The organism is Pseudomonas marincola (assembly GCF_900682675.2).
GTDB lineage: Bacteria > Pseudomonadota > Gammaproteobacteria > Pseudomonadales > Pseudomonadaceae > Aquipseudomonas > Aquipseudomonas marincola.
In genome coordinates this window covers 2,326,025-2,348,938 of sequence record NZ_LR215729.2, presented here as the reverse complement: position 1 = coordinate 2,348,938, position 22,914 = coordinate 2,326,025, and the positions used below count along the sequence as shown (strand labels likewise).

Genomic DNA, 22,914 nt, shown 5'->3' with positions numbered 1-22,914 from the left:
AATCTTGTTTAGGTTTAAGGATTAACAGTTTGTTTCTTATCAAGTTCTGCCATCGCGAGCTGGCAGCGCTCTTCGGCCGTGTCGAGTTCTAGCTGCATCTGCTGGATATCCAGCAACTGTTGTTCGAGCTGTGCACGGCGCTCGGCAATCTTGCTCATGAATGTTTGCAGTTGTTTGCGATTGCCCTGACCGGGATCGTAAAGCTCGATCAGCTCTTTGCACTCGGCCAGTGAAAAACCGATGCGCTTGCCGCGCAAAATCAGCTTGAGCGTGACCTTGTCCTTGCTGCTGTAAATACGTTCCTGGCCCCGACGCTCCGGGCTGAGCATCGACTGCTCTTCATAAAAACGAATGGCGCGGGTGGTGATGTCCAGTTCGCGGGCCAGCTCGGAAATAGAGTAAGTCGGCATTGATGCAGCTCTCGTGTTTACCTTTACGTTAACGTAAAGCTGCGTTTGTATCCTGTCAAGCGCAAGCAGGCGAATTATTCAGTGAATTGATTACGACCATGGCAGGGGCAATCAACGCCTGTGTTCGTGTTAATAATAGGCATATGACCAATCGCCCAGGGACCGGCTCCACGCCATGAGTATCAGCAAAGGCACTATCTCCATTCGCCTGGTAAATGAGGCGCTGCACGAATGGCAAACCGCTGGCCATCCGGTCACGGCGCTGCTCGAGCGGGCGGGGATTGCCAGTGAACTGCTGGATAAACCTTTTAGCAGGGTCACGGCCAAGCAGTACGCGCAATTGTGGCTGGCGCTGGCGCAGGAGATGGATGACGAATTCTTTGGCATGAACCCGCGGCGCATGAAGGTTGGCAGTTTTGCTTTCCTGGCGCGCACAGCAGTTAAAGAGCCCACCCTTGAAGGTGCGCTCAGGGAAATTGTGCGGTTCTTACGCCTGGTGATGGATGACTTCAAGGTTGAGACACAAATCAGCGGCGGCATGCTTGAGTTGAGTGTTGCCACGGCAGGTGAGCCCCCGCGCCGGGCGTTTACCTACTTCACGCTTTGGATGATCGTGCACGGTTTGATGTGTTGGCTGGTGGGCCGGCGCATCGCAATTATTGCGATTGACCTGCAGTGTGCCAAACCCGATTACATCGAAGATTATCGGGTGATGTTCAGCGACAACCTGCGTTTCAACCAGCCTCGTTCGCGCTTGCTGCTGAACACCGATTGCCTGGATTTTGCCATCCGCCGTACGCCCGAGGAATTGAGCGAGTTTTTGCACACATCACCGCAGGGAATTCTGGTGCGCTACCGCGATTCCCAGAGCTACGCCGCACGGATCAAAGCTTACTTGCGCGGGCAGAAGCCCGATCGCTGGCCCGATATTGAAGCGGTGGCTGCGCATTTCTTCATCTCGCCAGCCACTTTGCGACGCAAGCTCGCGCACGAAGGGCAATCGTTCCAGAGCCTTAAAGATCATGTGCGCCGCGATCTGGCCATAAGCCGCCTGAATAAGGGTGAACAGAATTACGCCGAGTTGGCTTACGCGCTGGGTTATGCCGACAGCAGCGCATTCTACAAAGCCTTCAAAAAATGGACCGGTACCACGCCCGGCCAGTATTGCGCGATGGTTTTTGGCAGCGGTGAACACAGCTAAAACCGCTGAGCTGATTGTCCAATCTGCTCAGCGCGATTGATCCCGCAGGACATTGCCCAAAGCCACGGCGAGCGCGACTATCGAGTCACTCCAACAACAATCATTCAGGAGTTGCCCGATGGTCGATTACTTTGCTGCTGCCAAAAGTTTTGATTATCGCCGCGCCGCCGAACAGTCGCTGGCCGGTACGCCAGACAGCTTAAATGCCTGCATTGAATGCTGTGATCGCCACGCATTGCCGGGGCGGATTGCGCTGTTCTGGGAAGGCCGCGATGGCAGCAGTGCCAGCTACACCTTCGATTACCTGCAGGAGCAGGCTGCCCGGTTTGCCAATTTCCTGCACAGCCAGGGCGTGACAGCCGGAGATTGCGTATCGGGCATGTTGCCGCGCAATGTCGAGTTGCTTATCACCATTCTTGGCACCTGGCGCTTGGGAGCGGTTTATCAACCCCTGTTCACTGCATTCGGGCCCAAGGCTATCGAGCACCGGGTTAATACCGCCGGCTCCAAATTTATCGTTACCGATGCCGCCAATCGCAGCAAACTCGATGAGGTCGAGTCGGCTGCACAGTGCATCACAGTATCCGGCCCCAAAGGTGTGGGCATTGCACGGGGCGACTTCAGTTTCTGGGCTGAGCTTGAGCGCCAGCCCGATACATTCGCGCCTGTTATGCGCACCGCTGAAGACCCGTTCCTGATGATGTTTACCTCGGGCACCACCGGCCTTGCCAAGCCCGTGCCGGTGCCACTCAAAGCGATACTCGCGTTTACACATTACATGCGCGACGCCGTGGGTTTGCGCGCCGAAGACGCATTCTGGAACGTTGCCGATCCGGGTTGGGCTTATGGCCTTTACTACGCCGTTACCGGGCCGTTGGCGATGGGCCATCCGACCTTGTTCTACGAAGGCGCATTCACCGTCGAGAGCACGTGTCGGGTCATCCGCAAATACCGCATTACCAATCTGGCCGGCTCGCCAACTGCCTACCGCTTGTTGCTGGCTGCCAAGGCCGAGGTCGAGCCATTGCTCAAAGGCCGTTTGCGTGCAGTGAGCAGCGCGGGCGAACCGCTGACTCCGGAAGTGATCCGCTGGTTTGCCGACGGGTTGCAAACCACCATCCATGATCACTACGGGCAGACCGAGCTGGGCATGGTGCTGTGCAATCACCACGGTTATGAGCATCCGGTGCGCATTGGCGCCGCCGGTTACGCAGTGCCGGGCCATCGCGTGGTCGTCGTTGATGAGGCGTGCACCGAGTTACCGGTTGGTCAGCCCGGCAATCTGGCGGTGGACATGAGTCAGTCGCCGCTGTTCTGGTTCCCGGGTTATCAGGGCATGAACACCAAGGCATTTGCCGGCAAATACTACTTAAGTGGCGACACCGTCGAGCTTAATGACGATGGCAGCATCAGTTTTGTGGGGCGCGCCGATGATGTGATCACCACGTCGGGTTATCGCGTGGGGCCGTTTGATGTCGAGAGCGCGCTGATCGAGCACCCGGCCGTTATCGAAGCGGCGGTAATCGGCAAGCCCGATCCTGAGCGCACCGAGGTGGTTAAGGCCTTTGTCGTGTTGCATGCGCAATACCGTGCGGGTGCAGCTTTGAGTGAAGAGCTGCAGCAGTATGTGCGTAAACGCCTGTCCGCCCATGCTTACCCGCGTGAAATTGAATTTGTCAGTGAGTTGCCGAAAACCCCCAGCGGCAAGATTCAGCGGTTCTTGCTGCGCAATCAGGAAATCGCCAAAGCGCAGACAGCGCTGTCGGCATAAGGCAACAAAGACGGGCGGCAATGGCCGCTCGTTTCCCAGTTAAAGCAGGAAATAGGTTATGCAGATTAGCCAGCAGGTTTTTGTCGTTACCGGCGCATGTTCCGGTTTGGGTCTGGCCACCAGTCGCGCCCTGGTTGCGCGTGGCGCCAAGGTATTAGTGGCCGACATCAATGCCGACGCGGGTGCTGCGCTGGCCCAGGAGTTGGGCGACGCGGTGCGTTTCGTGGCGGTGGATATTACCGATGAGGCGCAAGCCGCGGATGCCATCAGTGCAGCGCTGCAGGCCTTCGGTCAGTTGAACGGGCTGATTAACTGCGCCGGCGTTGCCCCTGCCGAAAAACTGCTGGGGCGCAAAGGCATGCATGCGCTTGAGAGCTTCAAGCGGGTGATGGATATCAACGTCAACGGTACGTTCAACATGTTGCGCCTCGCTGCCGAAGCCATCGCCAATGGCCAACCCGACGCTGGCGGTGAGCGTGGCGTGATTATCAATACCGCCTCGGTCGCAGCCTTCGACGGGCAAATTGGCCAGGCTGCGTATGCTGCTTCGAAGAGCGCGGTGGTCGGGCTGACCTTGCCCTTGGCCCGCGAACTGGCACGCTCGGGTATCCGCGTGATGTGCATTGCTCCCGGCATTTTCGAGACGCCGATGATGGCCGGCATGCCGCAAGAGGTGCGCGATTCTCTGGCGGCCAATGTGCCGTTCCCGCCGCGCTTGGGCAAACCCGATGAATACGCCGCGCTGGCCCTGCACATTATTGAAAACAGCATGCTCAATGGTGAAGTGATTCGCCTCGATGGCGCGCTGCGCATGGCCGCTAAATAAGGAGACTGATGATGAACGACCCAATTGTAATTGTCAGCGCTGCCCGTACTGCGATGGGCGGCTTTATGGGCGACTTCAAGTCGTTGTCTGCTGCCCAGTTGGGCGCCGCTGCAATCAAGGCTACCCTGGCGCGTACGGGCGTCGGCGCCGATGCCGATGCGATTGATGAGGTGCTGATGGGCTGCGTCCTGCAAGCCGGGCAAGGCCAGGCGCCAGCACGGCAAGCGGCGCTCGGTGCGGGTTTAGCGCAAAGCAGCGTATGTTCGACCATCAATAAAATGTGCGGCTCAGGCATGAAAGCGGTCATGCTCGGCCACGATGGCCTGCTTGCCGGCAGCGCCAATGTAGTGATTGCTGGCGGTATGGAGAGCATGTCGAATGCACCATATCTGCTCGACAAGGCGCGTGGCGGTTATCGCATGGGACACGGCCAGGTGCTTGATCACATGTTCCTCGATGGCCTTGAAGATGCTTATGACAAGGGCCGGCTGATGGGCACCTTCGCCGAAGACTGCGCCGAGGCTTATGGCTTTAGCCGCGAAGAGCAGGACAACTTCGCCATCACATCGCTGACCCGCGCACAGAAGGCCATGAGCGAAGGCCGGTTCGACGCCGAGATTGTTGCGCTCGATGCGCCGCAAGGCCGAGAAACCGTAAACATCGGTAAAGATGAACAGCCGCCAAAGGCGCGTATCGACAAGATCCCGACCCTTAAACCGGCATTTCGCAGCGGCGGCACCGTAACAGCCGCCAATGCCAGTTCGATCTCCGATGGCGCAGCGGCGCTGATGCTGATGCGCCGCTCCACGGCCGAAGAACGCGGGCTCACGCCGCTGGCGCAAATTGTCGGCCACGCATCGTTTGCTCACGCGCCCAGCCTGTTCGCCACCGCGCCCGTTGGCGCGATCAATAACCTGATGGCCCGTACTGGCTGGTCTTTGGCGCAGGTTGATCTGTTTGAAATCAACGAAGCCTTTGCCGTGGTGCCGATGGCGGCCATGCGCGACCTCGGCATTAATCATGATGTGGTCAATGTTCACGGCGGTGCCTGTGCGCTGGGCCATCCGATCGGAGCATCGGGCGCGCGGGTGCTGGTGACGCTGCTCAATGCGCTGCAGCAGTACGATCTGCAACGCGGCGTCGCTTCGTTGTGCATTGGTGGCGGTGAAGCCACTGCAGTTGCCATCGAACGCCTGCGCTAGGGGATTACTGATGATTCCATCCGAAGAAGAACTGCAAATCCGCGACGTTGCTCGTCAATTCGCCGAAGAACGCCTGAAACCGTTCGCTGCCGAGTGGGACCGCGAGCATCGTTTTCCCAAAGAAGCATTACGCGAGATGGCAGAGTTGGGTTTTCTCGGCATGTTGGTGCCAGAACAGTGGGGAGGCGCCGAGACCGGCCACGTTGCCTACGCCATGGCGCTGGAAGAGATTGCCGCAGGCGACGGCGCTTGTTCGACCATCATGAGCGTACACAACTCGGTCGGCTGCATGCCAATTCTCAAATACGGCAGCGAGGCGCAGAAGCAGCAGTTCTTGCGCCCCCTGGCCGAGGGCAAAATGATTGGTGCATTTGCCCTGACCGAACCGCACGCGGGCTCTGATGCCAGTGACTTGCGCACCAAGGCCAGACGCGACGGCGATGATTACGTGCTCAATGGCAGCAAGCAGTTCATTACCTCGGGCCAGCATGCCGGGATCGTAATCGTGTTTGCGGTAACCGATGCTGCGTTGGGCAAAAAGGGCATCTCGGCGTTTATCGTGCCGACCGATACGCCAGGCTTCAGCGTCGCCCGGGTCGAGGAAAAGCTCGGCCAGCATGCGTCTGACACCTGCCAGTTACAGTTCGATGATATGCGTATTCCCGCCAGCTTGCGGCTGGGTGAGGAGGGCGAAGGTTACAAGATTGCGTTGAGTAACCTTGAAGGTGGACGCATCGGCATCGCCTCGCAAGCTGTTGGCATGGCGCGGGCCGCTTTTGATGCAGCCCGCCAATACAGCCACGAGCGCGAGACGTTCGGCAAACCGATTATCGAGCATCAGGCCGTGGCATTTCGCCTGGCTGATATGGCCACGCAGATTGCTGTGGCCCGGCAAATGGTTATGCACGCAGCAACCCTGCGTGAGGCGGGTTTGCCATGCCTTGCTGAGGCCTCGATGGCCAAGTTGTTTGCCTCCGAGATGGCCGAGAAGGTCTGTTCGGCAGCGCTGCAAACGCTGGGAGGTTATGGTTATCTCAAGGACTTCCCGCTGGAACGGATTTATCGCGATGTACGCGTCTGCCAGATTTATGAAGGCACCAGCGATGTCCAGCGACTGGTAATTGCCCGCGGTTTATAGCGGGCCAGCAGCATGAACACCACGACAAAAACAACAACAGCGCTGAGCCGACAGGACGTCGGTTGAGCAAGAGGTGAAGTATGCAAGGCATGAGCTATACCCGCGGACCGCAAGACAAACCCCTACTGGCGATGACCATAGGCGATGCGTTCGATGAGACGGTTGCGCGTTTCACTGAGCGCGATGCGTTGGTGGTCTTGCATCAGAATGTACGTTTGAGTTGGACGCAGTTGCACCAGCAGGTCGAAGACTGCGCCCGCGCACTGATGGGCCTTGGTATTAAAACCGGGGATCGGGTTGGCGTGTGGGCACCGAACTGTGCGCAGTGGACCATTTGCCAGTTTGCCACCGCGAAGATCGGCGCGATTCTGGTCAATATCAACCCGGCGTATCGCGGCAGCGAACTCGAATTTGCGCTGCGCCAATCCGGCTGCAGCTGGTTGATAACAGCCGAGCAGTTCAAAACCAGTGATTATCACGCGATCTTGCAGCAACTTCTGCCCGAACTGAGCAGTGCCAGGCTCGGCGAGTTGCATAATGAACAACTGCCGGCGCTGCGCGGTGTAATCAGCTTGGCGCAGAACCCGCCAGCAGGTTTTTTGCCGTGGCACCAATTAGCTGAGTTCAGCGAGCAGGTGACGCCGGCGCAACTGCAAGAATGCCAGGCGTTGTTGCAGTTCGATGAGCCGATCAATATCCAGTACACCTCCGGCACCACTGGCGCGCCCAAAGGCGCGACGCTGAGCCATTACAATATTCTCAATAACGGTTATCTGGCTGCGTGCAGTCTGGGCCTCACCGAGCATGATCGGGTGGTGATCCCGGTGCCGCTGTATCACTGCTTCGGCATGGTGATGGGTAATCTGGGCTGTATCACCCACGGCGCAACGATGATTTATCCCGCTGCCGGTTTTGATCCGGAAGCGTGCTTGAAAGCGGTTGCGCAGGAACGTGCGACGGCGCTCTACGGCGTGCCGACCATGTTCATCGCTGAACTCGATCATCCGCGTCTTGGCGAATACGACCTGAGCAGCTTACGCACGGGCATCATGGGTGGGGCGACATGCCCGATTGAGGTTATGCGCCGGGTGATCAAGCAATTGCACATGAGCGAAGTACAGATTGCCTACGGCATGACCGAAACCAGCCCGGTGTCTATGCAAACGGCAGCGGATGATGAACTTGAGATGCGCGTGACCCGCGTCGGCCGCACCCATCCTCACCTTGAAAGCAAGATAATTGATGAGCATGGGCGCATTGTGCCGCGCGGCGTGACCGGCGAGTTGTGCACGCGTGGCTACAGCGTGATGCTCGGTTACTGGAATAACCCGCAGGCAACCAGTGAGGCGATTGATGCCGGCCGCTGGATGCACACAGGTGACTTGGCCAGCATGGATGAGCGTGGTTATGTGCAGATAGTCGGGCGCAGCAAGGACATGATTATTCGCGGCGGCGAGAACATCTATCCGCGAGAAATCGAAGAATTTCTGTTCACCCATGCGGCCGTGGCGGACGTGCAGATTGTTGGCGTGCCGGATTCAAACTATGGCGAGGAAGTGGCGGCGTGGGTCAAGTTGCATGTCGACAGCGACTGCTGCGAAGAAACCCTCAGGGCGTTCTGCAAGGCCCATATCGCCCACTACAAAGTGCCGCGCTATATCAGGTTCGTTGACGAGTTCCCAATGACCGTCACCGGCAAGATCCAGAAGTTTCGCATGCGCGAAGTGATGGTCGAAGAGCTCAATCTCTGAGCACTTTACACAGCTATCGGCAAGGTTTTACGGCCTTGCCGATAGGCATTTGAGCAGCTGCCTTACTGGGCTTGAAGTTCGGCTTTGACGACTCTTTCTTGCTTGTCGATCTTCTGGCAAATCTCGATCAATTGCTCGCGCATCCAGCGGTTGGCGGGGTCCTGATCGGTGCTCTCGTGCCAATAAAGATGCGTTTCCAGGCTGGGAACATCCTTGACCGGCAGTTCGATGTAATGCAGGTCATTATTGCGCGCAAACCGCTCCGGGACAGTCATCGCCATGTCGGTGTTCTGCAACACGGTGCTGGCCATCAGGTAATGCTGCGAGCGCAGTGAAATCGTCCGTTGAATGCCCATCTTACCCAACGCCAGATCGATGTAACCGAGCCCGCTGCGGCGGCTGGAAATATGGATGTGACTCAGCGCCAGGTATTCGTCGAGGCTGATTTTGTCCTTCGCCATCGGGTGGCCACGGCGAACGGCACACACGTAGCGGTCTTCCATCAACTTAACGTGACGCACTTGGGCATCGGTGTTCAGCGGCGCATCCACGGCAAAGTCGAGGCGGCCGGCGGCCAACTCCTTGGTGGTATCACGGCGGCGCGAGAGCATGCTTTCGATACTCACCTTGGGCGCAAGGCGGCGCAGGCGCTGGAACAGCGGCGGCAGAATCACCGCCTCGCTGAGGTCGGTCATGCTGATGCGATAAGTCTTGCTGGCTTGCAGCGGGTTGAAAATGCGACTTTCTTGCACCGAGATCCGCAGTTGCTGCAAGGCATTGCGCACCGGGCCGATGATGTTCTGGGCCATTGGCGTAGGCACCATGCCCTGCGCGGTGCGGACAAATAACGGATCGTTGAAGGTTTCACGCAAGCGGGCGAGGGCGTTGGATACAGCCGGCTGGGTGATGCCGATGATCTGCCCGGCGCGGGTCAGATTCGCCTCGGTATAGATGGCATCAAACACGATAAACAGATTTAGATCGACCTTGTTGAGGTTCATTCAGCGCTAGCTCCGAGATGTGCCTTAATCAGTGAATCATATATCAGTGATGAATGTTCATAGACGTTGAAAATAGGTTAGGTAAATTTAGCTCGCTGATCTAGCATTATTTTCAAATCTCGGAAGCACAGTGGTTTCCGGCACACCGCACACACTCGTCAGAAGGTAGTCTCTATGGATTTCGCCTACTCCCCAAAGGTTCAGGAATTACGTGAACGTGTAACGGCGTTCATGGAAGCACACGTTTATCCCGCTGAAGCCGTGTTCGAGCAGCAAGTGAATGAGGGCGATCGTTGGCAGCCAACCGCCATCATGGAAGAGCTGAAGCAAAAGGCCAAAGCCGAGGGTTTGTGGAACCTGTTCCTGCCGGAGTCTGAGCTGGGTGCTGGCCTGACCAATACCGAGTATGCGCCGCTGGCAGAAATCATGGGCAGCTCGCTGATTGGCCCAGAGCCATTCAACTGCGCCGCGCCGGATACCGGCAACATGGAAGTGCTGGTGCGTTATGCCAACGAAGAACAAAAGCAGCAGTGGCTGATGCCGTTGCTGAGCGGCGAAATCCGTTCTGCCTTCGCCATGACCGAGCCGCAGGTCGCGTCTTCCGATGCCACCAATATGCAGGCAACGGCGGTACGCGAGGGTGATGAGTGGGTGATCAATGGCCGCAAATGGTGGACTTCGGGCGCTTGTGATCCGCGCTGCAAAATCCTCGTGTTCATGGGCCTGACCAATCCTGACGGTCCGCGCCATCAGCAGCATTCGATGATTCTGGTGCCGATGGACACGCCTGGGGTCAAGGTGATTCGTCCGCTGCCGGTATTCGGTTACGACGATGCGCCGCACGGCCACGCCGAGATGGTATTTGAAAATGTTCGCGTGCCTTACGAGAACGTATTGCTGGGTGAGGGTCGCGGTTTCGAGATCGCTCAGGGCCGTCTGGGACCAGGCCGTATCCACCACTGCATGCGCTCTATCGGCATGGCAGAACGCGCGCTTAAGTTGATGTGCGAACGCTCCATTGAGCGCACTGCATTCGGCAAACCTCTGGCACGTTTGGGCGGCAACGTCGACCTGATCGCCGACTCGCGCATGGAAATCAATATGGCGCGATTGCTGACCCTCAACGCGGCCTACATGATGGACACCGTTGGCAACAAGGTAGCCCGTAGCGAAATCGCCCAGATCAAGGTTGTGGCACCGAATGTGGCCTTGAAGGTCATCGACCGTGCGATCCAGATGCACGGCGGCGGCGGTGTTTCCAACGACTTCCCGCTGGCTTACTGGTACGCCATGCAGCGCACATTGCGCCTGGCCGATGGCCCGGATGAAGTGCACCGCGCGGCAATCGGCAAGTTCGAGATTGGCAAGTACATCTCGCGCGAGCAGATGAAGGCTTCACGCTAATCAGCCTGTAGAACGCACAAGGCCCGCTAAATGCGGGCCTTGTGCGTTATCAAGTGACTATTCTGATTCAGGGTTCAGCGCGGCTTGTTGTTGCAGCCAGACACGGCGCATATGCAATTGATTGGCAAAGGTGCGCGCCGCCAGTTCTTCATGAAAGGTCAGGGCACGACGGCCCAGACGCACGCGCCAGAGCGTTTGACGATTACGCTCGATGGTTTCGATCTGGATGACAGCAGGTTTCAAAACGGAGTTCCTTGCTACATATTGGCAATGTGCCACTATCGCTAAGGTTACGCTATTCAACCTCCGTCGTGAATATCCGCGTGCGCATCACTGAGCATTTCACTCAGTTATAAACCCAGACCTCAACCCGCCGATTCTTGATTCGGCCCTCATCCATATCATTGGCCGCGATGGGCAGTTGTTCACCCATGCCAAGAATATCGGCGAATGATACCTTGCCTCTGGCCAACTCCCTGCGCACGGCCATTGCACGCAGCTTGGAGAGTAACTCGGCGCGTGCCGGGTCTGCTTTGGGGTCGCCAAAGCCTACCAGTACCGCCTTGCGGTTCATTTTGTCCTGCGTTTGCAGGTAGTCGAGTACCCGTTGCAGATCGCGCTGAGCCTTGTTGTCGAGAGTGGCGCTGCCTTGTTCGAAGCGAAAATTCACCGATAAGCGTTGCGCCTGTTTGGCCAGTTGCTGATACGGCTCGGGCATATTTGGGTTAGGTGTCACCTTGACCGCTTGTACGGTCTGCGCGATGAAACCGTTTTGCGCCACAACCTGCTGGCCTTCTTCGCTGTGCGCAAACGCCAGCAGTTGCCTGGCCCAGTTGTTTTCGAGGGTGGGCGGCGCGTAGATGAACAGCCGGCGCGACAACGGATAGTCTTCGGTGGCAATCAGCGTGCGGCTTGGCAGCATGGGTTGTGAATCACCGGCGGCGATGGCTAATGCCTTGGCCTTGAGGATGTATGGCAAACCAATGAAGCCGATACCTTGCGGATCGTCACTGACAAGTTGCGAGAGCTTGTTGCTGTCTTCATAACGCTTGGCAGCGCTACTCAGGCTTTTACCGTTGGCGGCTAACACCAATTCCTTGAAGGTGTCGTAGGTGCCCGAATTGTCATCACGTGCATACAGATTGATCGGGCCAGGCTTGCCGCCGACATCGGCCCAGTTGCGGATTTCCCCGGCGTAGATTGCTGCCAGTTGATCGGTGCGCAGCGCGGAAATCGGGTTTTGCGGATTGATGATAATCGCGAGTCCGTCGATGGCGATGATCTGTTCGGCAGCCGGGCTTTTCATGTCGCCGCGACTGGCCAGCGCGCTGACCTCACTGGACTTGATCGGCCGTGACGCCGCTGCAAGATCGGCCGTGCCATCGAGTAATGCTGTAAAGCCGGTGCTGGAGCCATGCGCGGCCAGGTCGAAGTGCACGGTTTTGCCGTTGGCCGTGGTGGCGCTGATTTGTTGCTCGTTTTCGATAGCACCCGGCGTGCTGCGGATATTGCTCAGGCCTTGTTGTGCAAGCAAGCCCTTGATCAATGCAGGACCGAGCGCAGCACCGATGGTGTTCGAGCCCTGAATGCGCAATTGCGGGTTATCCGCATCGGCGGCGAATACCGACCAGGGCAGGGCATAACAGATGAATCCCAATACCAGCAGGGATGTAGTACGACTCCAGACTTCGCGTTCACTATCGAACAGGGAGCGAGACATTCAGCAGACACCTTGAATAGACCAGTTTGGGTGCCGCGACGATAAGACAATCAGATGACTGCAATATGACAAGCAGTAGGAAGGTTGGGGTGAGTGCAAAAACCTGTGCAGCCGTTCACGTGAGCGGGCGCAGTGCACGCCGGGCTCAGCGCTGTGTGCATATAGCTTCAGCAATAAGCCCGGAGTAGCAAGACTTGTGGCCGTTCGGTGGGTCTAGTCCAGTTTCAGCCAGATAGGCGCGTGGTCGGAGGGTTTTTCCAGTGCGCGCAGTTCATAGTCGATACCCGCATCAGCGATGCGTGACTGCAGGGCTTGCGAGGCCAGGATTACGTCAATGCGCAGGCCGCGCTTGGGTTCGTCCTCAAAGCCGCGGCTGCGGTAGTCGAACCAGCTGAAACGATCATTAATTTCGGGGTGCAAATGACGGAAGCTGTCGACAAGGCCCCAGCCTTTCAGGGTCGCGAGCCACTCGCGTTCTTCCGGCAGGAAGCTGCACTTGCCGGTTTTCAGCCAGCGCTTGCGATTGACTTCGCCGATGCCGATATCCTGATCTTCTGGCGAGATATTGATATCACCCATCACGACAACCGCTTGCTCAGGGGTAAAACGCTCGAGCAACAGCTGTTGCAGGTCCGCATAGAAGCGCTGCTTGGCCGGGAACTTGGTGGGATGGTCGCGGCTTTCACCTTGCGGGAAGTAGCCGTTCATGACGGTCACTGGCTGGCCATTTGCATCGGCGAAGGTGGCGTAGATGAAGCGCCGTTGCGACTCTTCGCTATCGCCCGGGAAACCTTTATGCACTTCTAATGGTTCCTGACGCGACAGGATGGCAACGCCATAGTGGCCTTTTTGGCCGTGGTAATGCACGTGATAACCCAGTGCGCGAATATCGGCTTCGGGAAATTGTTCGTCGGCTACTTTGGTTTCCTGCAGGCCGATAACATCCGGCTGATGTTTCTCGATCAATGCGGCCAGCTGATGAGGGCGTGCGCGCAGGCCATTGATATTGAAGGAGACAATCTTCATGACAGGCTGTCCTGGATTTTTGGCTAGATGAAGCGCAGATGCTAGCTGATCTGGCGGGCGCACGGCCAGCAATCTAGCGATTGCACTGCAGCGGTGCTAGTGTGAGGACAGGTGTTACCGATTAGCTGCAAGCCTGCCCGACGCCTTATTGACCCGCATGCAATTTCGACCCATGAGATAACTAAAGGTCATCGATTATGCCGAACAGTCCTGCTGAAATTCGTTTACTAGACCACGGCTACTCGCGCGAAGCGCGCTCCTTGTTGTATCAAGCCTATCGGCATGATCCAACATTCGCCCATATATTCGAGGCGGATCGTCCCGGATTCGATCAGCGGGTTCGCGCCACTATTCGCGAGCTGATTCATCAGCACTTTAATGAAGAGCTGCCAGCGCTCGGGTTGTTGATTGAGGATCGGCTCATTGGCATGGTGCTGATCGCGCCGCCGCAACGTCGGTTCGACCTGACAGAAAGTTGGGCCTGGCGCATGCGCATGCTGCTCACCACCGGTTTTCGCTGCACTCGGCGTTACCTTGAATACCACGACGCCGTCATGGCTTGCCTGCCCTCAGACAACTACCACGTGCTGCCTTTAATCGGCATACACCCCGAGTTTCAAGGCCAGCATCTGGGTGAGCAACTGCTCGAAGCCTTGCATGACTGGTGCGCCGAAGATCCGCACTCGAAAGGCATTGTGCTCGATACCGGCAACCCGCATTACCTGAGCTTTTATAAGCGCAAAGGTTATGAGGAAATCGGTGAAGTGGCGGTAGGCCCGATTATCGAGCATGTGTTTTTTCACCCCAATCCTCAGGTCAGTGTCAAAGCCAGCGCTTGAATCGCGCTGCGAAACCCCCGCTGAGTCTGCAAAGGAGTTGAGGTTTATTGCCTGACGCACGGATTTGCATTCATCCAAATGCATCGGCTGTACCCACTGTCAATGCTGAACGTCTACCTGCTCGTGCTAGCATCCGCTCTATGACAGTGGTTTTTAAGTATTTAACCTCCTTTTTGCTCGCACTCTTCAGCTCGGTTCTGCTGGCGGAAGAGCGCTTGGTGGTAAACATAGAGCCGGCCAACAAAGCGCTGAAAGCCAACGTGGAAGGCTACGTCGGCGATCTTGGCGAGCGCGATGAAAAAGCCCTGTTGCGCTTTAGTCACATTGCTTCCGGTCAGGCCGAGAAAGCGCTGCAGGCCCTTGGCTACTACCAGAGCACGATCAACACCGAGGTCACTGACGACTCGCCGGCCAAGCTGATTATCAATATTGAGCCCGGTGAACCGGTGCACTTGCGCAATGTGCTAGTACGGGTTGAAGGCCCGGCCGCCGCGATGACAGCGTTTCGCCCGCCAAAGAGTGCGCGCCTGCAAACCGGCGACGTGCTCAATCACGGCACCTACGAGGCGGCCAAGCGCCACATCGAGAACCAGGCATCGCGTTACGGTTTCTTCTCCGGCAAGTTCACCGAACAAAGCCTTGAGATAAACCCCGAAACCGGCACGGCTGATATCAGGCTGATTTACAGCAGTGGAGAGCGCTATCAGTTGGGCGCAGTGACCTTCAGCGGTGAAACCATTCTCGATGAAGATTTGCTGCGCCGGATGATCCCGTTCGAGGCAGATTCTGAGTACGACTCAGACAAGATCGCCCAGTTGTATCAGGCATTGCGCTCCAGCGGCTACTTCGAAAACGTGCAGGTTGATGCCAATCCCGCGCAAGCCAATGATCTGACCATTCCGGTCAATGTCGGGCTGGATATGCGCAAACCGCGCAGCGTGGGGTTTGGTCTTGGCTTCTCAACAGACGTCGGGCCACGCGGCAAGGCCAACTGGACACGGCATTGGGCCAACTCCAAAGGCCACAGCTATGGCACCGAGATGGAATTGTCGGCACCGCGTCAGAACGTCGGCCTGTTCTATGACGTGCCGCTTGATCCGCCGCTGACGGACAAATTCCGCTTTGCCGGTGGTTACCAGTACGAAGAGTTGGCCGATACCGACACCCTCAGTAAGCTGCTCACGGTGGGCCCGGAATGGCACCGCCAACTCGACAGTGGCTGGCAACGGGTGATTTCCCTCAAGTACCAGCACGAGGAATATCGCCTGGGTGATGATGAAGGCCTGAGCACGCTGCTCATGCCCGGCATCAGCTTTGCCTACCTGAAAAGCGACAGCAAGATCGACCCCAATCAAGGTTATCGCCTGCAGTTGGATGTGTCCGCTGCCAAGGAAGGGCTGCTCTCCGACTCCGACGTGGTGCACGTTAATGCCTTGGCCAAGGGTTTATACACACTGGCTCAACGTCACCGTTTTCTGGGCCGCATACAGCTTGGCGCGACCGAGTCGAACGGTTTCGGCAATGTGCCGCCATCGCTGCGTTTCTTTGCCGGTGGCGACCAGAGTGTCAGGGGCTACGACTATCAGACGTTGTCACCGGAGAACTCCGATGGCGACAAGATTGGCGGCAAGTACATGGTCAGCGGCACCGCTGAATACCAATACAGCGTCGCCGATAAATGGCGGATTGCCGGCTTCTATGACGCCGGTAATGCGTTCAACAATCTCGATCTGCCGAGCCTGAAAAGCTCCGTCGGTTTTGGCCTGCGCTGGGTATCACCCGTCGGGCCGTTGCGCTTTGATTTGGCCTTCCCGTTGAACGATGACGATTCTGGCGTGCACTTCCATTTCTCGATGGGGCCAGAACTATGAAACGGGTATTACGCTGGGCGCTGGGCGTGATTGTTGTGTTGCTCCTGCTCATTGCGCTGGCCGTTCTTGGACTGTTGGGGACTCAAGGGGGCAGCCGCTGGATATTGCAGCAAGTGCCCGGCCTAATTGTCAGCAACTACAGCGGTCGGCTGGGCGGTCAGTGGCAGGCAGATGAAATTGTCTGGCAGCAGGATGCCACCAAGGCGGTGGTAACGCGCCCGGCCTTCAACTGGTCGCCCGGCTGTTTGCTAAAGATGACGCTGTGCATCAAACAACTGCATGTCGACAACATTGTTCTGGAATTGCCGCCATCCACCGAGACCAGCAGCGAGCCGTTCAGCTTGCCCGATGTGCAACTGCCGATAGACCTGCAAGTTGAAGACGTGCGCATCGGCGCGCTCGAGCTCAATGGCGCGCAGCAACTGAAAAGCCTCAATCTCAATGCCCACTGGGCCAATCAGGGGCTGCAGATTGATAGCCTGGAGGTGCTGCGCGAAGATTTAAGCCTCAATCTCACCGGCCATTTGCAACCCAGTGGCAATTGGCCGTTAACGCTCAGCGGTGATGCAACCTTGCCTGCGCCAGATAAACAGCCTTGGGCTGTGCAGATAAAGGTTGGCGGTGAACTGCTTAACAGCCTCAACCTGGACATCGCCAGCAGCGGTTATCTCAATGCGCAACTGACCGGAGCGGTACAGGCATTGGCCGAAGACTTGCCGCTGCAGGCACAAATCAAGGCCGATGGCTTTAAAGCCACTGCGGATCTGCCAAACACGCTGACGCTTAACCAGTTAGTGCTCGACGCCAAGGGCGACCTCAAGTCGGGCTACACCATTACCGGTAATGCTCAGCTGCCGGGTGAAGAAGGCCCAGTGGCACTGTTGCTCAATGCGTTGGTAGACGCCAGTGGTGCGCAGATCAGCACCTTGCGCCTTGAAGATGAAAAAAAGCAGCATCTGCAACTGAGTGCGGATCTGGACTGGAGCGATGAGTTCAGCGCCGACAGCAAGGTCGAGTGGGACAACTTCCCGTGGCATTCGCTGTATCCGGCGGTCGATGAGCCACCGGTCAAGCTCAACAAACTCTCCGCTGAGGTCAGCTACAGCAAGGAGCATTATCTGGGCTCGCTCGACGCGGCGCTCAATGGTCCGGCAGGCGCTTTCACGGTGGTCACGCCATTCAGTGGCGACTTGCAGCAAGTGTTTCTGCCGCAGTTGCAGGTCGATGCCGGTCAGGGCAGTGTCTCTGGCGGAGTCAAAGTCGGCTTTGCAAGCGGTGTGACGTGGGATGCCCAGCTTGAGCTGAAGCAGTTTGATCCGGCGTTTTGGGTCGCCGAGTTGCCGGGTTCACTTGGCGGGCCCGTGCGTACCACCGGCAGCTTTATCGATGACAAGCTCAAGCTGGACAGTGATATCAAGATAACCGGTCGATTACGCGGGCAACCTGCGCTCATCAGCGCCAAAGCCCAAGGCGAGGGCGAGCAGTGGCGCGTCAATGATATTGAGTTGGGGCTCGGCGATAACCGCATCAAGGGCAATGGCAGCCTGAACAAAACGCTGGCGGGGCAGCTCAATTTGAATCTGCCAAAACTTGGCCAACTGTGGCCGGGCTTGCAGGGCCAGGTTCAGGGCAACGTTGCTGTTTCCGGCACCCTCCAAGCGCCGCAAGGCACGCTCAAGCTCGACGGCAAGGCGCTGGCTTTTCAGGACAATCGCGTACAAAGCTTGCAGGCAAATGCCCGACTGGATGCTAATCAGCAGGCCAAAATTGATCTCTTGCTGAACAAGATCATGAGCGGTGGCAACGTCATCGGTGATCTGGCGGTCGCGGGCAGCGGCGATATCAAGCGTCAGCAAGCGACCATCGACCTCAAAGGCCCGCAACTCAATACCCAGATTGCCGCGGATGGCACGCTCAACCAAGGTGCATGGCGCGGACGTTTGGCCAAGTTGGGTATTCAAGCGGGCGGGCAGGATTGGAAGTTACGCGCACCGGCGAGCGTAGAGCGCCTTGCCGATGGCAAGATCACCCTGGGCGAGCATTGTCTGGTATCGCAGGGAGCAAGCCTGTGCGGCGACAAGCAACGGCTGATCCCCGATACACAGGTGCGCTACAAGCTGCGCAACTTCCCGATGGACAGCCTCAAGCCCTGGCTGCCTGACGACTTTGAGTGGCAAGGCGAACTCAGCGCGGACATAAACCTTGATCTGCCTGCCAGCGGCCCGAAAGGCAAAATCAGCATTGATGCGGGGCAGGGCGTCTGGAAGGTCAGGGATAATCAGCAATGGGTAGATTTCAACTACCAGCGCCTGCGCCTAGATACTGATATTGGTGCCAAACAAATCAGTACGAGACTGGACCTGCAAGGCCCGAAAATCGGCCAGCTCAATGTGCAGGCCGCGTTTGATCCAAGGCCTGGCAGTCGGCCATTGTCCGGCACGTTCAGGCTCGCGGGCGTTGACCTCTCGGCCGCACGGCCTTTTGTGCCAATGGTCGACCAGTTGCAGGGCCAACTCAATGGTAGCGGCAGCATCAGCGGCACCTTGCTCAAACCACTGGTTAACGGCCAGGTACAGCTTAAGGATGGCCACATCGCCGGCGGGCAATTACCGACCAATATCGAAGCGTTGCAGCTACAGGCACTGATCAACGGCGAAAGCATGACACTCAGCGGTGACTGGCGCAGCGGAGAAACCGGCAGCGGCAAGATTAATGGCAATCTGGCCTGGGGCGGCCCGCTGGCCGGACAAGTCAAACTGCAAGGTACGCGCCTGCCCATTGCAGTTGAACCCTTTGCCGAGATCGAAGTTGAGCCGGACCTGACGTTGGTAGTCGGCAACGAGGCTATGTCGATCAAAGGCCGGGTGGCGGTGCCGCGCGGCAAGATCGAGATTCGCGAAATTCCGCCGTCAACCGTACGGGTATCCGAAGATGCGCGCATTGTCGGTGCCAAGGAAGAGGCCAAGCAGCCTGTGGCCATCGCCATGGATATTGATGTGGTTGTTGGCGAAGACAAACTCACTTTCAAAGGCTTCGGGCTGCGGGCCAACATTGCCGGCAAGGTGCATATCGGCAACGACCTCGATACGCGCGGGGTGCTTGATCTGAAAGACGGGAAATTCAGCAAGTTTGGTCAGAAGCTGACCATCCGCCGCGCGCGCGTGCTGTTTGCCGGGCCGATTGACCAGCCGTACATCGATGTCGAGGCCATACGCGAAGTGGACGACGTTACCGCCGGTATCCGCTTGTCCGGGCATGCCGAGCAGCCGACGACTGAGGTTTTCTCTGAGCCGGCCATGAGCCAGAGCCAGGCGCTGTCCTATTTGCTGTTGGGCCGACCACTGGGTGAGGAGGGCGACAGCAATCTGGTCGGTCAGGCCGTTCTGGCCCTTGGTCTGGCCGGTGGCTCTCCGATGGCGAGCAATGTTGCCAGCAAACTCGGCATCAGTGATTTCCAACTCGACAGCGAAGGCAGCGGTAGTAACACCAGCCTGGTGGCGAGTGGCAAACTCACCGATCGCCTGAGCCTGCGCTACGGCGTGGGGGTGTTCGAGCCAGTCAATACTGTTGCCTTGCGCTATATTTTGACCAAACGCATCTACCTTGAGGCGGCCAGCGGACTGGCCAGTTCTCTGGATATTTTCTATACCCGTGAGTTCTAGTCGAGCAAATACCCATCGTTATGGCTGTAAATGACGCTGCCAGTTGAAAAAAGACCGTGGTAGCATCCACCGCCGCTGGCGACTTTGTTGCCAGATGCTTCTGGAAATCTGTATGGCGCTACCCGACACACAGATCAAAAGTCCGCAATACAGAACTGTTATCGCAGTTCGACCCTAATCAACGGCCCGGTCACGATCCGGCTGTAAAAATAATAAGGAGCTACAGATGGAATTCATCAACACGCTGGTTAACCAGATAAACGGGCTCGTCTGGGGACCGCCCATGTTGGTGCTGATTCTGGGTACGGGCCTGTTCCTGATGCTGCGGCTGAAGTTCATGCCGCTGACCCATATTGCTGCAGGTTTCCGTTTGATGTGGCAAGGCCGCGTCAAGGGCGACAACGAAAGCGGCGAGATCACACCGTTCCAGGCACTGATGACCACACTGGCGGCCACCGTCGGTACCGGTAACATTGCCGGTGTTGCCACCGCCATCTTCCTCGGTGGCCCGGGCGCGTTGTTCTGGATGTGGTGCACGGCACTCGTCGGCATGGCCACCAAATACTGCGAAGTGGTCTTGGCTGTTCACTACCGTGAAAAAGACGCCAATGGCGAGCACGTTGGTGGCCCGATGTACGCGATCAAAAATGGTCTGGGCAAGAAGTGGGCTTGGCTGGGCACAGCATTCGCCATCTTCGGCGGCTTGGCCGGTTTCGGTATCGGCAACATGGTCCAGGTCAACAGCATGGCTGGCGCTCTGGAAGAAACCTTCGGCGTGACCCCGTTGATCACCGGTGCCGTCAGCATGGTGCTGGTGGGCATGGTAATTCTTGGTGGTATCCGCCGCATTGGTAAGGTTGCCGCCTCGCTGGTTCCTTTCATGTGTGTGGCCTACATCATCGCGGCCATCGTGGTTCTGGTGGTAAACGCTGCGCAGATTCCAGCGGCATTCAACCTGATCTTCACCCACGCGTTCAGCCCGATTGCAGCCACTGGCGGTTTCGCCGGCGCGGCAGTCATTGCTGCGATTCGTTTCGGTGTTGCGCGCGGTATTTTCTCCAACGAAGCCGGTCTGGGTACTGCGGGTATCGCACAGGCGGCTGGCACCACTGATAGCCCAATTCGCTCCGGCATGATCGGTATGCTCGGGACGTTTATCGACACATTGGTTATCTGTACCATGACGGGTCTGGTGATCATCTGCTCCGGTGTATGGACCAGTGGCACCAGTGGCGCGGCGTTGTCTGCTGCTGCGTTCGACTCGGCGATGCCTGGTATTGGTGGCCCGATTCTGACTATCGCGCTGGTGGTGTTCGCCTTCACCACCATTCTGGGTTGGAGCTACTATGGCGAGAAGTGCTGGGAATACATGGTTGGCACCAAGTCGAACATGCCGTTCCGGATCGTCTGGGTATTGGCTGTACCGTTTGGTGCAATGGCCCACCTGGACTTCGCATGGCTGGTCGCTGATACGCTTAACGGCCTGATGGCGATTCCAAACCTGCTGTCGCTGCTGCTGCTTAGCCCGGTGGTGATCAAGCTGACCAAAGACCATTTCGCCAAGTAACCGGCAAAGTGTCGATGGTTAAAAAAGCTCCCGTTTAGGGTAATGCCAGTCAGTTAAGCGCTACAGCTTGACCTTCTGCGTGCTGAAACGAAAATCCGATGCTTGTTTTGAGCATCGGATTTTTTATGCGACTTTCCCGCGCCTTGGCACTGACTCACGAAGCGGCTTCTGCCACCCACTCCCTTGACGAGCTGGGGGCGCTGCTTGATCCAGACCTAGTTAGCACCGCACTGGAAACGGCGGGAGTGGCGACCCTGCGTAAGCGACGTCTCCCTCTTGAAGCCATGATCTGGTGCGTGATCGCCATGGCGTTGTTTCGCCGGATGTCGGCCTGGGATGCCGCGAGCCGTATGGGCATCATGCTGCCTGGGCAGAAGCCATTGGTAGCACCCAGTGCAATCGTGCAAGGTCGCCAGCGTTTGGGCAGCGCTGCGGTGCGAGAAGTCTTTTCCCTGACTCAACAACGCTGGCATGCCAGCGCCAATCACCCCACTTGGGCCGGTTTGCGCCTGCTCAGTGTCGATGGCGTGGTCTGGCGCACGCCGGATACGGACGACAACCGCAAGCACTATGGCAGCGCCAGTAATCAGCATGGCGATACCGGCTATCCCCAGGTTCGCATGGTCTGCCAGATGGAGCTGACCAGCCACATGCTGGTGAATAGTGCTTTTGCCGGCTACCACAGCAACGAGATGAAACTGGCCGAACAACTGATCGACAGTACACCCGATCACTCGCTGACCTTGTTCGACCGTGGCTTCTATTCACTGGGGTTACTTTATCGCTGGCAACAGACAGGCACTCAGCGCCATTGGTTACTGCCGCTGCGCAAGGATGCTCAATACGAGGTGCTGCGTAAGTTAGGGCGCCACGATGCCATCGTCTCGCTAAAGACCTCGCCGCAGGCGCGTAAACAATGGCCCGACCTGCCAGACACGCTACAGGCTCGGTTATTAAGCAAGACCATCAAGGGCAAAGTGCGGCAGGTACTGACCTCAATGATCGATCCTCTGCGCTTCCCTCCAGACGAAATCGTGGATCTGTACAGCCAGCGTTGGGAAATCGAGCTGGGCTATCGAGAAATGAAGCAAGGCATGCTCGCGGGGCACTACACACTGCGTAGTAAAACGCCGGAGATGATTGAACAAGAACTGTGGGGCGTACTACTGGGGTACAACCTGCTGCGTTATCAAATGTTGGAAATGAGTCGCCACTGCCCTGGCATCTACCCCTGCGAAATGAGTTTTACCGCTTGCACCTGGGCGATTCTGGGCTTCTTGAACGGGGTCTCTTTGAATCATCCAGGCAACATCCCTCGCTACCTGGCCGAACTACAGGCCTCGGCCATGCACTACGTCCTACCTCATCGCCGTGAGGATCGCAGTTATCCGCGAGCGGTCAAACCCAAGCCGTCCAAGTATCCGACCAGAAATAAAAATGCCAGTCAGCTTAACTGACTGGCATTACCCGTTTAGGGAGCTTTTTTTTGCGTAGCCTGTTTAAATCAGGCAACGCTTGAAGATGT

The 22,914-nt window shown here is 57.4% G+C and carries 17 protein-coding genes; 12 read left to right on the top strand and 5 right to left on the bottom strand.

Features of this window, described 5'->3' with window-relative positions; translation table 11 throughout:
- Positions 1 to 14: 14 nt before the first annotated feature.
- A complete protein-coding gene (locus PMYSY11_RS10910) occupies positions 15 to 410 on the bottom strand; it encodes a MerR family transcriptional regulator (RefSeq protein WP_069900339.1) in 396 nt (131 codons plus the stop codon).
- 175 nt (positions 411 to 585) lie between these two features.
- Between PMYSY11_RS10910 and PMYSY11_RS10905 the strand changes: the two genes are divergently transcribed.
- The 6 genes from PMYSY11_RS10905 (at position 586) to PMYSY11_RS10880 (ending at position 8,299) form a co-directional block, all read left to right on the top strand.
- Positions 586 to 1,611, top strand: a complete 1,026-nt coding sequence (locus tag PMYSY11_RS10905; RefSeq protein WP_150549195.1) for an AraC family transcriptional regulator — start codon at positions 586 to 588, stop codon at positions 1,609 to 1,611.
- 118 nt (positions 1,612 to 1,729) lie between these two features.
- Positions 1,730 to 3,382 carry an acyl-CoA synthetase gene (locus PMYSY11_RS10900; protein WP_150549194.1) on the top strand — a complete coding sequence of 551 codons (1,653 nt, stop codon included), beginning with the start codon at positions 1,730 to 1,732 and terminating at the stop codon, positions 3,380 to 3,382.
- Between the two features lie 58 nt (positions 3,383 to 3,440).
- Positions 3,441 to 4,208 (top strand): 3-hydroxyacyl-CoA dehydrogenase, encoded by a 768-nt coding sequence (locus PMYSY11_RS10895; protein ID WP_150549193.1) that lies wholly within the window; start codon positions 3,441 to 3,443, stop codon positions 4,206 to 4,208.
- A 5-nt stretch (positions 4,209 to 4,213) separates the two neighbouring features.
- A complete protein-coding gene (locus PMYSY11_RS10890; RefSeq protein ID WP_150549192.1) occupies positions 4,214 to 5,410 on the top strand; it encodes an acetyl-CoA C-acyltransferase in 1,197 nt (398 codons plus the stop codon).
- Between the two features lie 10 nt (positions 5,411 to 5,420).
- Entirely contained in the window at positions 5,421 to 6,548 is a 1,128-nt protein-coding gene (locus PMYSY11_RS10885) for an acyl-CoA dehydrogenase family protein (RefSeq protein ID WP_150549191.1), read from the top strand.
- 80 nt (positions 6,549 to 6,628) lie between these two features.
- On the top strand, positions 6,629 to 8,299 hold the full coding sequence (locus PMYSY11_RS10880) for an AMP-binding protein (protein ID WP_150549190.1): 1,671 nt from the start codon (positions 6,629 to 6,631) through the stop codon (positions 8,297 to 8,299).
- Between the two features lie 62 nt (positions 8,300 to 8,361).
- Here the strand turns inward: PMYSY11_RS10880 and PMYSY11_RS10875 are convergent, their stop codons facing one another.
- Entirely contained in the window at positions 8,362 to 9,300 is a 939-nt protein-coding gene (locus PMYSY11_RS10875; RefSeq protein ID WP_069900346.1) for a LysR family transcriptional regulator, read from the bottom strand.
- Positions 9,301 to 9,474: 174 nt separating this feature from the next.
- Here PMYSY11_RS10875 and PMYSY11_RS10870 point away from each other — a divergent pair, with 174 nt between their 5' ends.
- Positions 9,475 to 10,704 carry an acyl-CoA dehydrogenase gene (locus PMYSY11_RS10870; protein WP_069900347.1) on the top strand — a complete coding sequence of 410 codons (1,230 nt, stop codon included), beginning with the start codon at positions 9,475 to 9,477 and terminating at the stop codon, positions 10,702 to 10,704.
- 57 nt (positions 10,705 to 10,761) lie between these two features.
- On the opposite strand, the gene PMYSY11_RS10865 is transcribed toward PMYSY11_RS10870, so the two are convergent.
- From PMYSY11_RS10865 to xthA, 3 genes are all read right to left on the bottom strand, one after another.
- Positions 10,762 to 10,947 carry a hypothetical protein gene (locus PMYSY11_RS10865; protein WP_150549189.1) on the bottom strand — a complete coding sequence of 62 codons (186 nt, stop codon included), beginning with the start codon at positions 10,945 to 10,947 and terminating at the stop codon, positions 10,762 to 10,764.
- A gap of 103 nt (positions 10,948 to 11,050) precedes the next feature.
- Positions 11,051 to 12,424 carry a phosphate ABC transporter substrate-binding/OmpA family protein gene (locus PMYSY11_RS10860; RefSeq protein WP_150549188.1) on the bottom strand — a complete coding sequence of 458 codons (1,374 nt, stop codon included), beginning with the start codon at positions 12,422 to 12,424 and terminating at the stop codon, positions 11,051 to 11,053.
- A gap of 213 nt (positions 12,425 to 12,637) precedes the next feature.
- Positions 12,638 to 13,450, bottom strand: a complete 813-nt coding sequence (gene xthA / locus PMYSY11_RS10855) for an exodeoxyribonuclease III (protein ID WP_150549187.1) — start codon at positions 13,448 to 13,450, stop codon at positions 12,638 to 12,640.
- Between the two features lie 197 nt (positions 13,451 to 13,647).
- On the opposite strand from xthA, the gene PMYSY11_RS10850 reads away from it, so the two are divergent.
- The 5 genes from PMYSY11_RS10850 to PMYSY11_RS10830 all read left to right on the top strand — a co-directional run bounded on the left by PMYSY11_RS10850 (position 13,648) and on the right by PMYSY11_RS10830 (position 22,846).
- On the top strand, positions 13,648 to 14,289 hold the full coding sequence (locus PMYSY11_RS10850) for a GNAT family N-acetyltransferase (protein ID WP_069900351.1): 642 nt from the start codon (positions 13,648 to 13,650) through the stop codon (positions 14,287 to 14,289).
- A 140-nt stretch (positions 14,290 to 14,429) separates the two neighbouring features.
- A complete protein-coding gene (locus PMYSY11_RS10845) occupies positions 14,430 to 16,160 on the top strand; it encodes an autotransporter assembly complex protein TamA (protein ID WP_150549186.1) in 1,731 nt (576 codons plus the stop codon).
- A complete protein-coding gene (locus PMYSY11_RS10840; RefSeq protein ID WP_150549185.1) occupies positions 16,157 to 19,822 on the top strand; it encodes a translocation/assembly module TamB domain-containing protein in 3,666 nt (1,221 codons plus the stop codon). Before PMYSY11_RS10845 ends, PMYSY11_RS10840 begins: the two co-directional genes overlap by 4 nt.
- A 226-nt stretch (positions 19,823 to 20,048) precedes the next feature.
- Complete coding sequence (locus PMYSY11_RS10835; protein WP_150549184.1) at positions 20,049 to 21,389, top strand: alanine/glycine:cation symporter family protein; 1,341 nt, start codon at positions 20,049 to 20,051, stop codon at positions 21,387 to 21,389.
- Positions 21,390 to 21,514: 125 nt separating this feature from the next.
- Entirely contained in the window at positions 21,515 to 22,846 is a 1,332-nt protein-coding gene (locus PMYSY11_RS10830; RefSeq protein WP_150547251.1) for an IS4 family transposase, read from the top strand.
- Positions 22,847 to 22,914 lie beyond the last annotated feature (68 nt).

What these genes read in the sequence shown, in the direction of transcription:
- PMYSY11_RS10910 (WP_069900339.1), bottom strand. Translation starts at nt 410, where the DNA reads ATGCCGACTTACTCTATTTCCGAGCTGGCCCGCGAACTGGACATCACC.
- PMYSY11_RS10905 (WP_150549195.1), top strand. Translation starts at nt 586, where the DNA reads ATGAGTATCAGCAAAGGCACTATCTCCATTCGCCTGGTAAATGAGGCG.
- PMYSY11_RS10900 (WP_150549194.1), top strand. Translation starts at nt 1,730, where the DNA reads ATGGTCGATTACTTTGCTGCTGCCAAAAGTTTTGATTATCGCCGCGCC.
- PMYSY11_RS10895 (WP_150549193.1), top strand. Translation starts at nt 3,441, where the DNA reads ATGCAGATTAGCCAGCAGGTTTTTGTCGTTACCGGCGCATGTTCCGGT.
- PMYSY11_RS10885 (WP_150549191.1), top strand. Translation starts at nt 5,421, where the DNA reads ATGATTCCATCCGAAGAAGAACTGCAAATCCGCGACGTTGCTCGTCAA.
- PMYSY11_RS10880 (WP_150549190.1), top strand. Translation starts at nt 6,629, where the DNA reads ATGCAAGGCATGAGCTATACCCGCGGACCGCAAGACAAACCCCTACTG.
- PMYSY11_RS10875 (WP_069900346.1), bottom strand. Translation starts at nt 9,300, where the DNA reads ATGAACCTCAACAAGGTCGATCTAAATCTGTTTATCGTGTTTGATGCC.
- PMYSY11_RS10870 (WP_069900347.1), top strand. Translation starts at nt 9,475, where the DNA reads ATGGATTTCGCCTACTCCCCAAAGGTTCAGGAATTACGTGAACGTGTA.
- PMYSY11_RS10860 (WP_150549188.1), bottom strand. Translation starts at nt 12,424, where the DNA reads ATGTCTCGCTCCCTGTTCGATAGTGAACGCGAAGTCTGGAGTCGTACT.
- xthA (WP_150549187.1), bottom strand. Translation starts at nt 13,450, where the DNA reads ATGAAGATTGTCTCCTTCAATATCAATGGCCTGCGCGCACGCCCTCAT.
- PMYSY11_RS10850 (WP_069900351.1), top strand. Translation starts at nt 13,648, where the DNA reads ATGCCGAACAGTCCTGCTGAAATTCGTTTACTAGACCACGGCTACTCG.
- PMYSY11_RS10845 (WP_150549186.1), top strand. Translation starts at nt 14,430, where the DNA reads ATGACAGTGGTTTTTAAGTATTTAACCTCCTTTTTGCTCGCACTCTTC.
- PMYSY11_RS10840 (WP_150549185.1), top strand. Translation starts at nt 16,157, where the DNA reads ATGAAACGGGTATTACGCTGGGCGCTGGGCGTGATTGTTGTGTTGCTC.
- PMYSY11_RS10835 (WP_150549184.1), top strand. Translation starts at nt 20,049, where the DNA reads ATGGAATTCATCAACACGCTGGTTAACCAGATAAACGGGCTCGTCTGG.
- PMYSY11_RS10830 (WP_150547251.1), top strand. Translation starts at nt 21,515, where the DNA reads ATGCGACTTTCCCGCGCCTTGGCACTGACTCACGAAGCGGCTTCTGCC.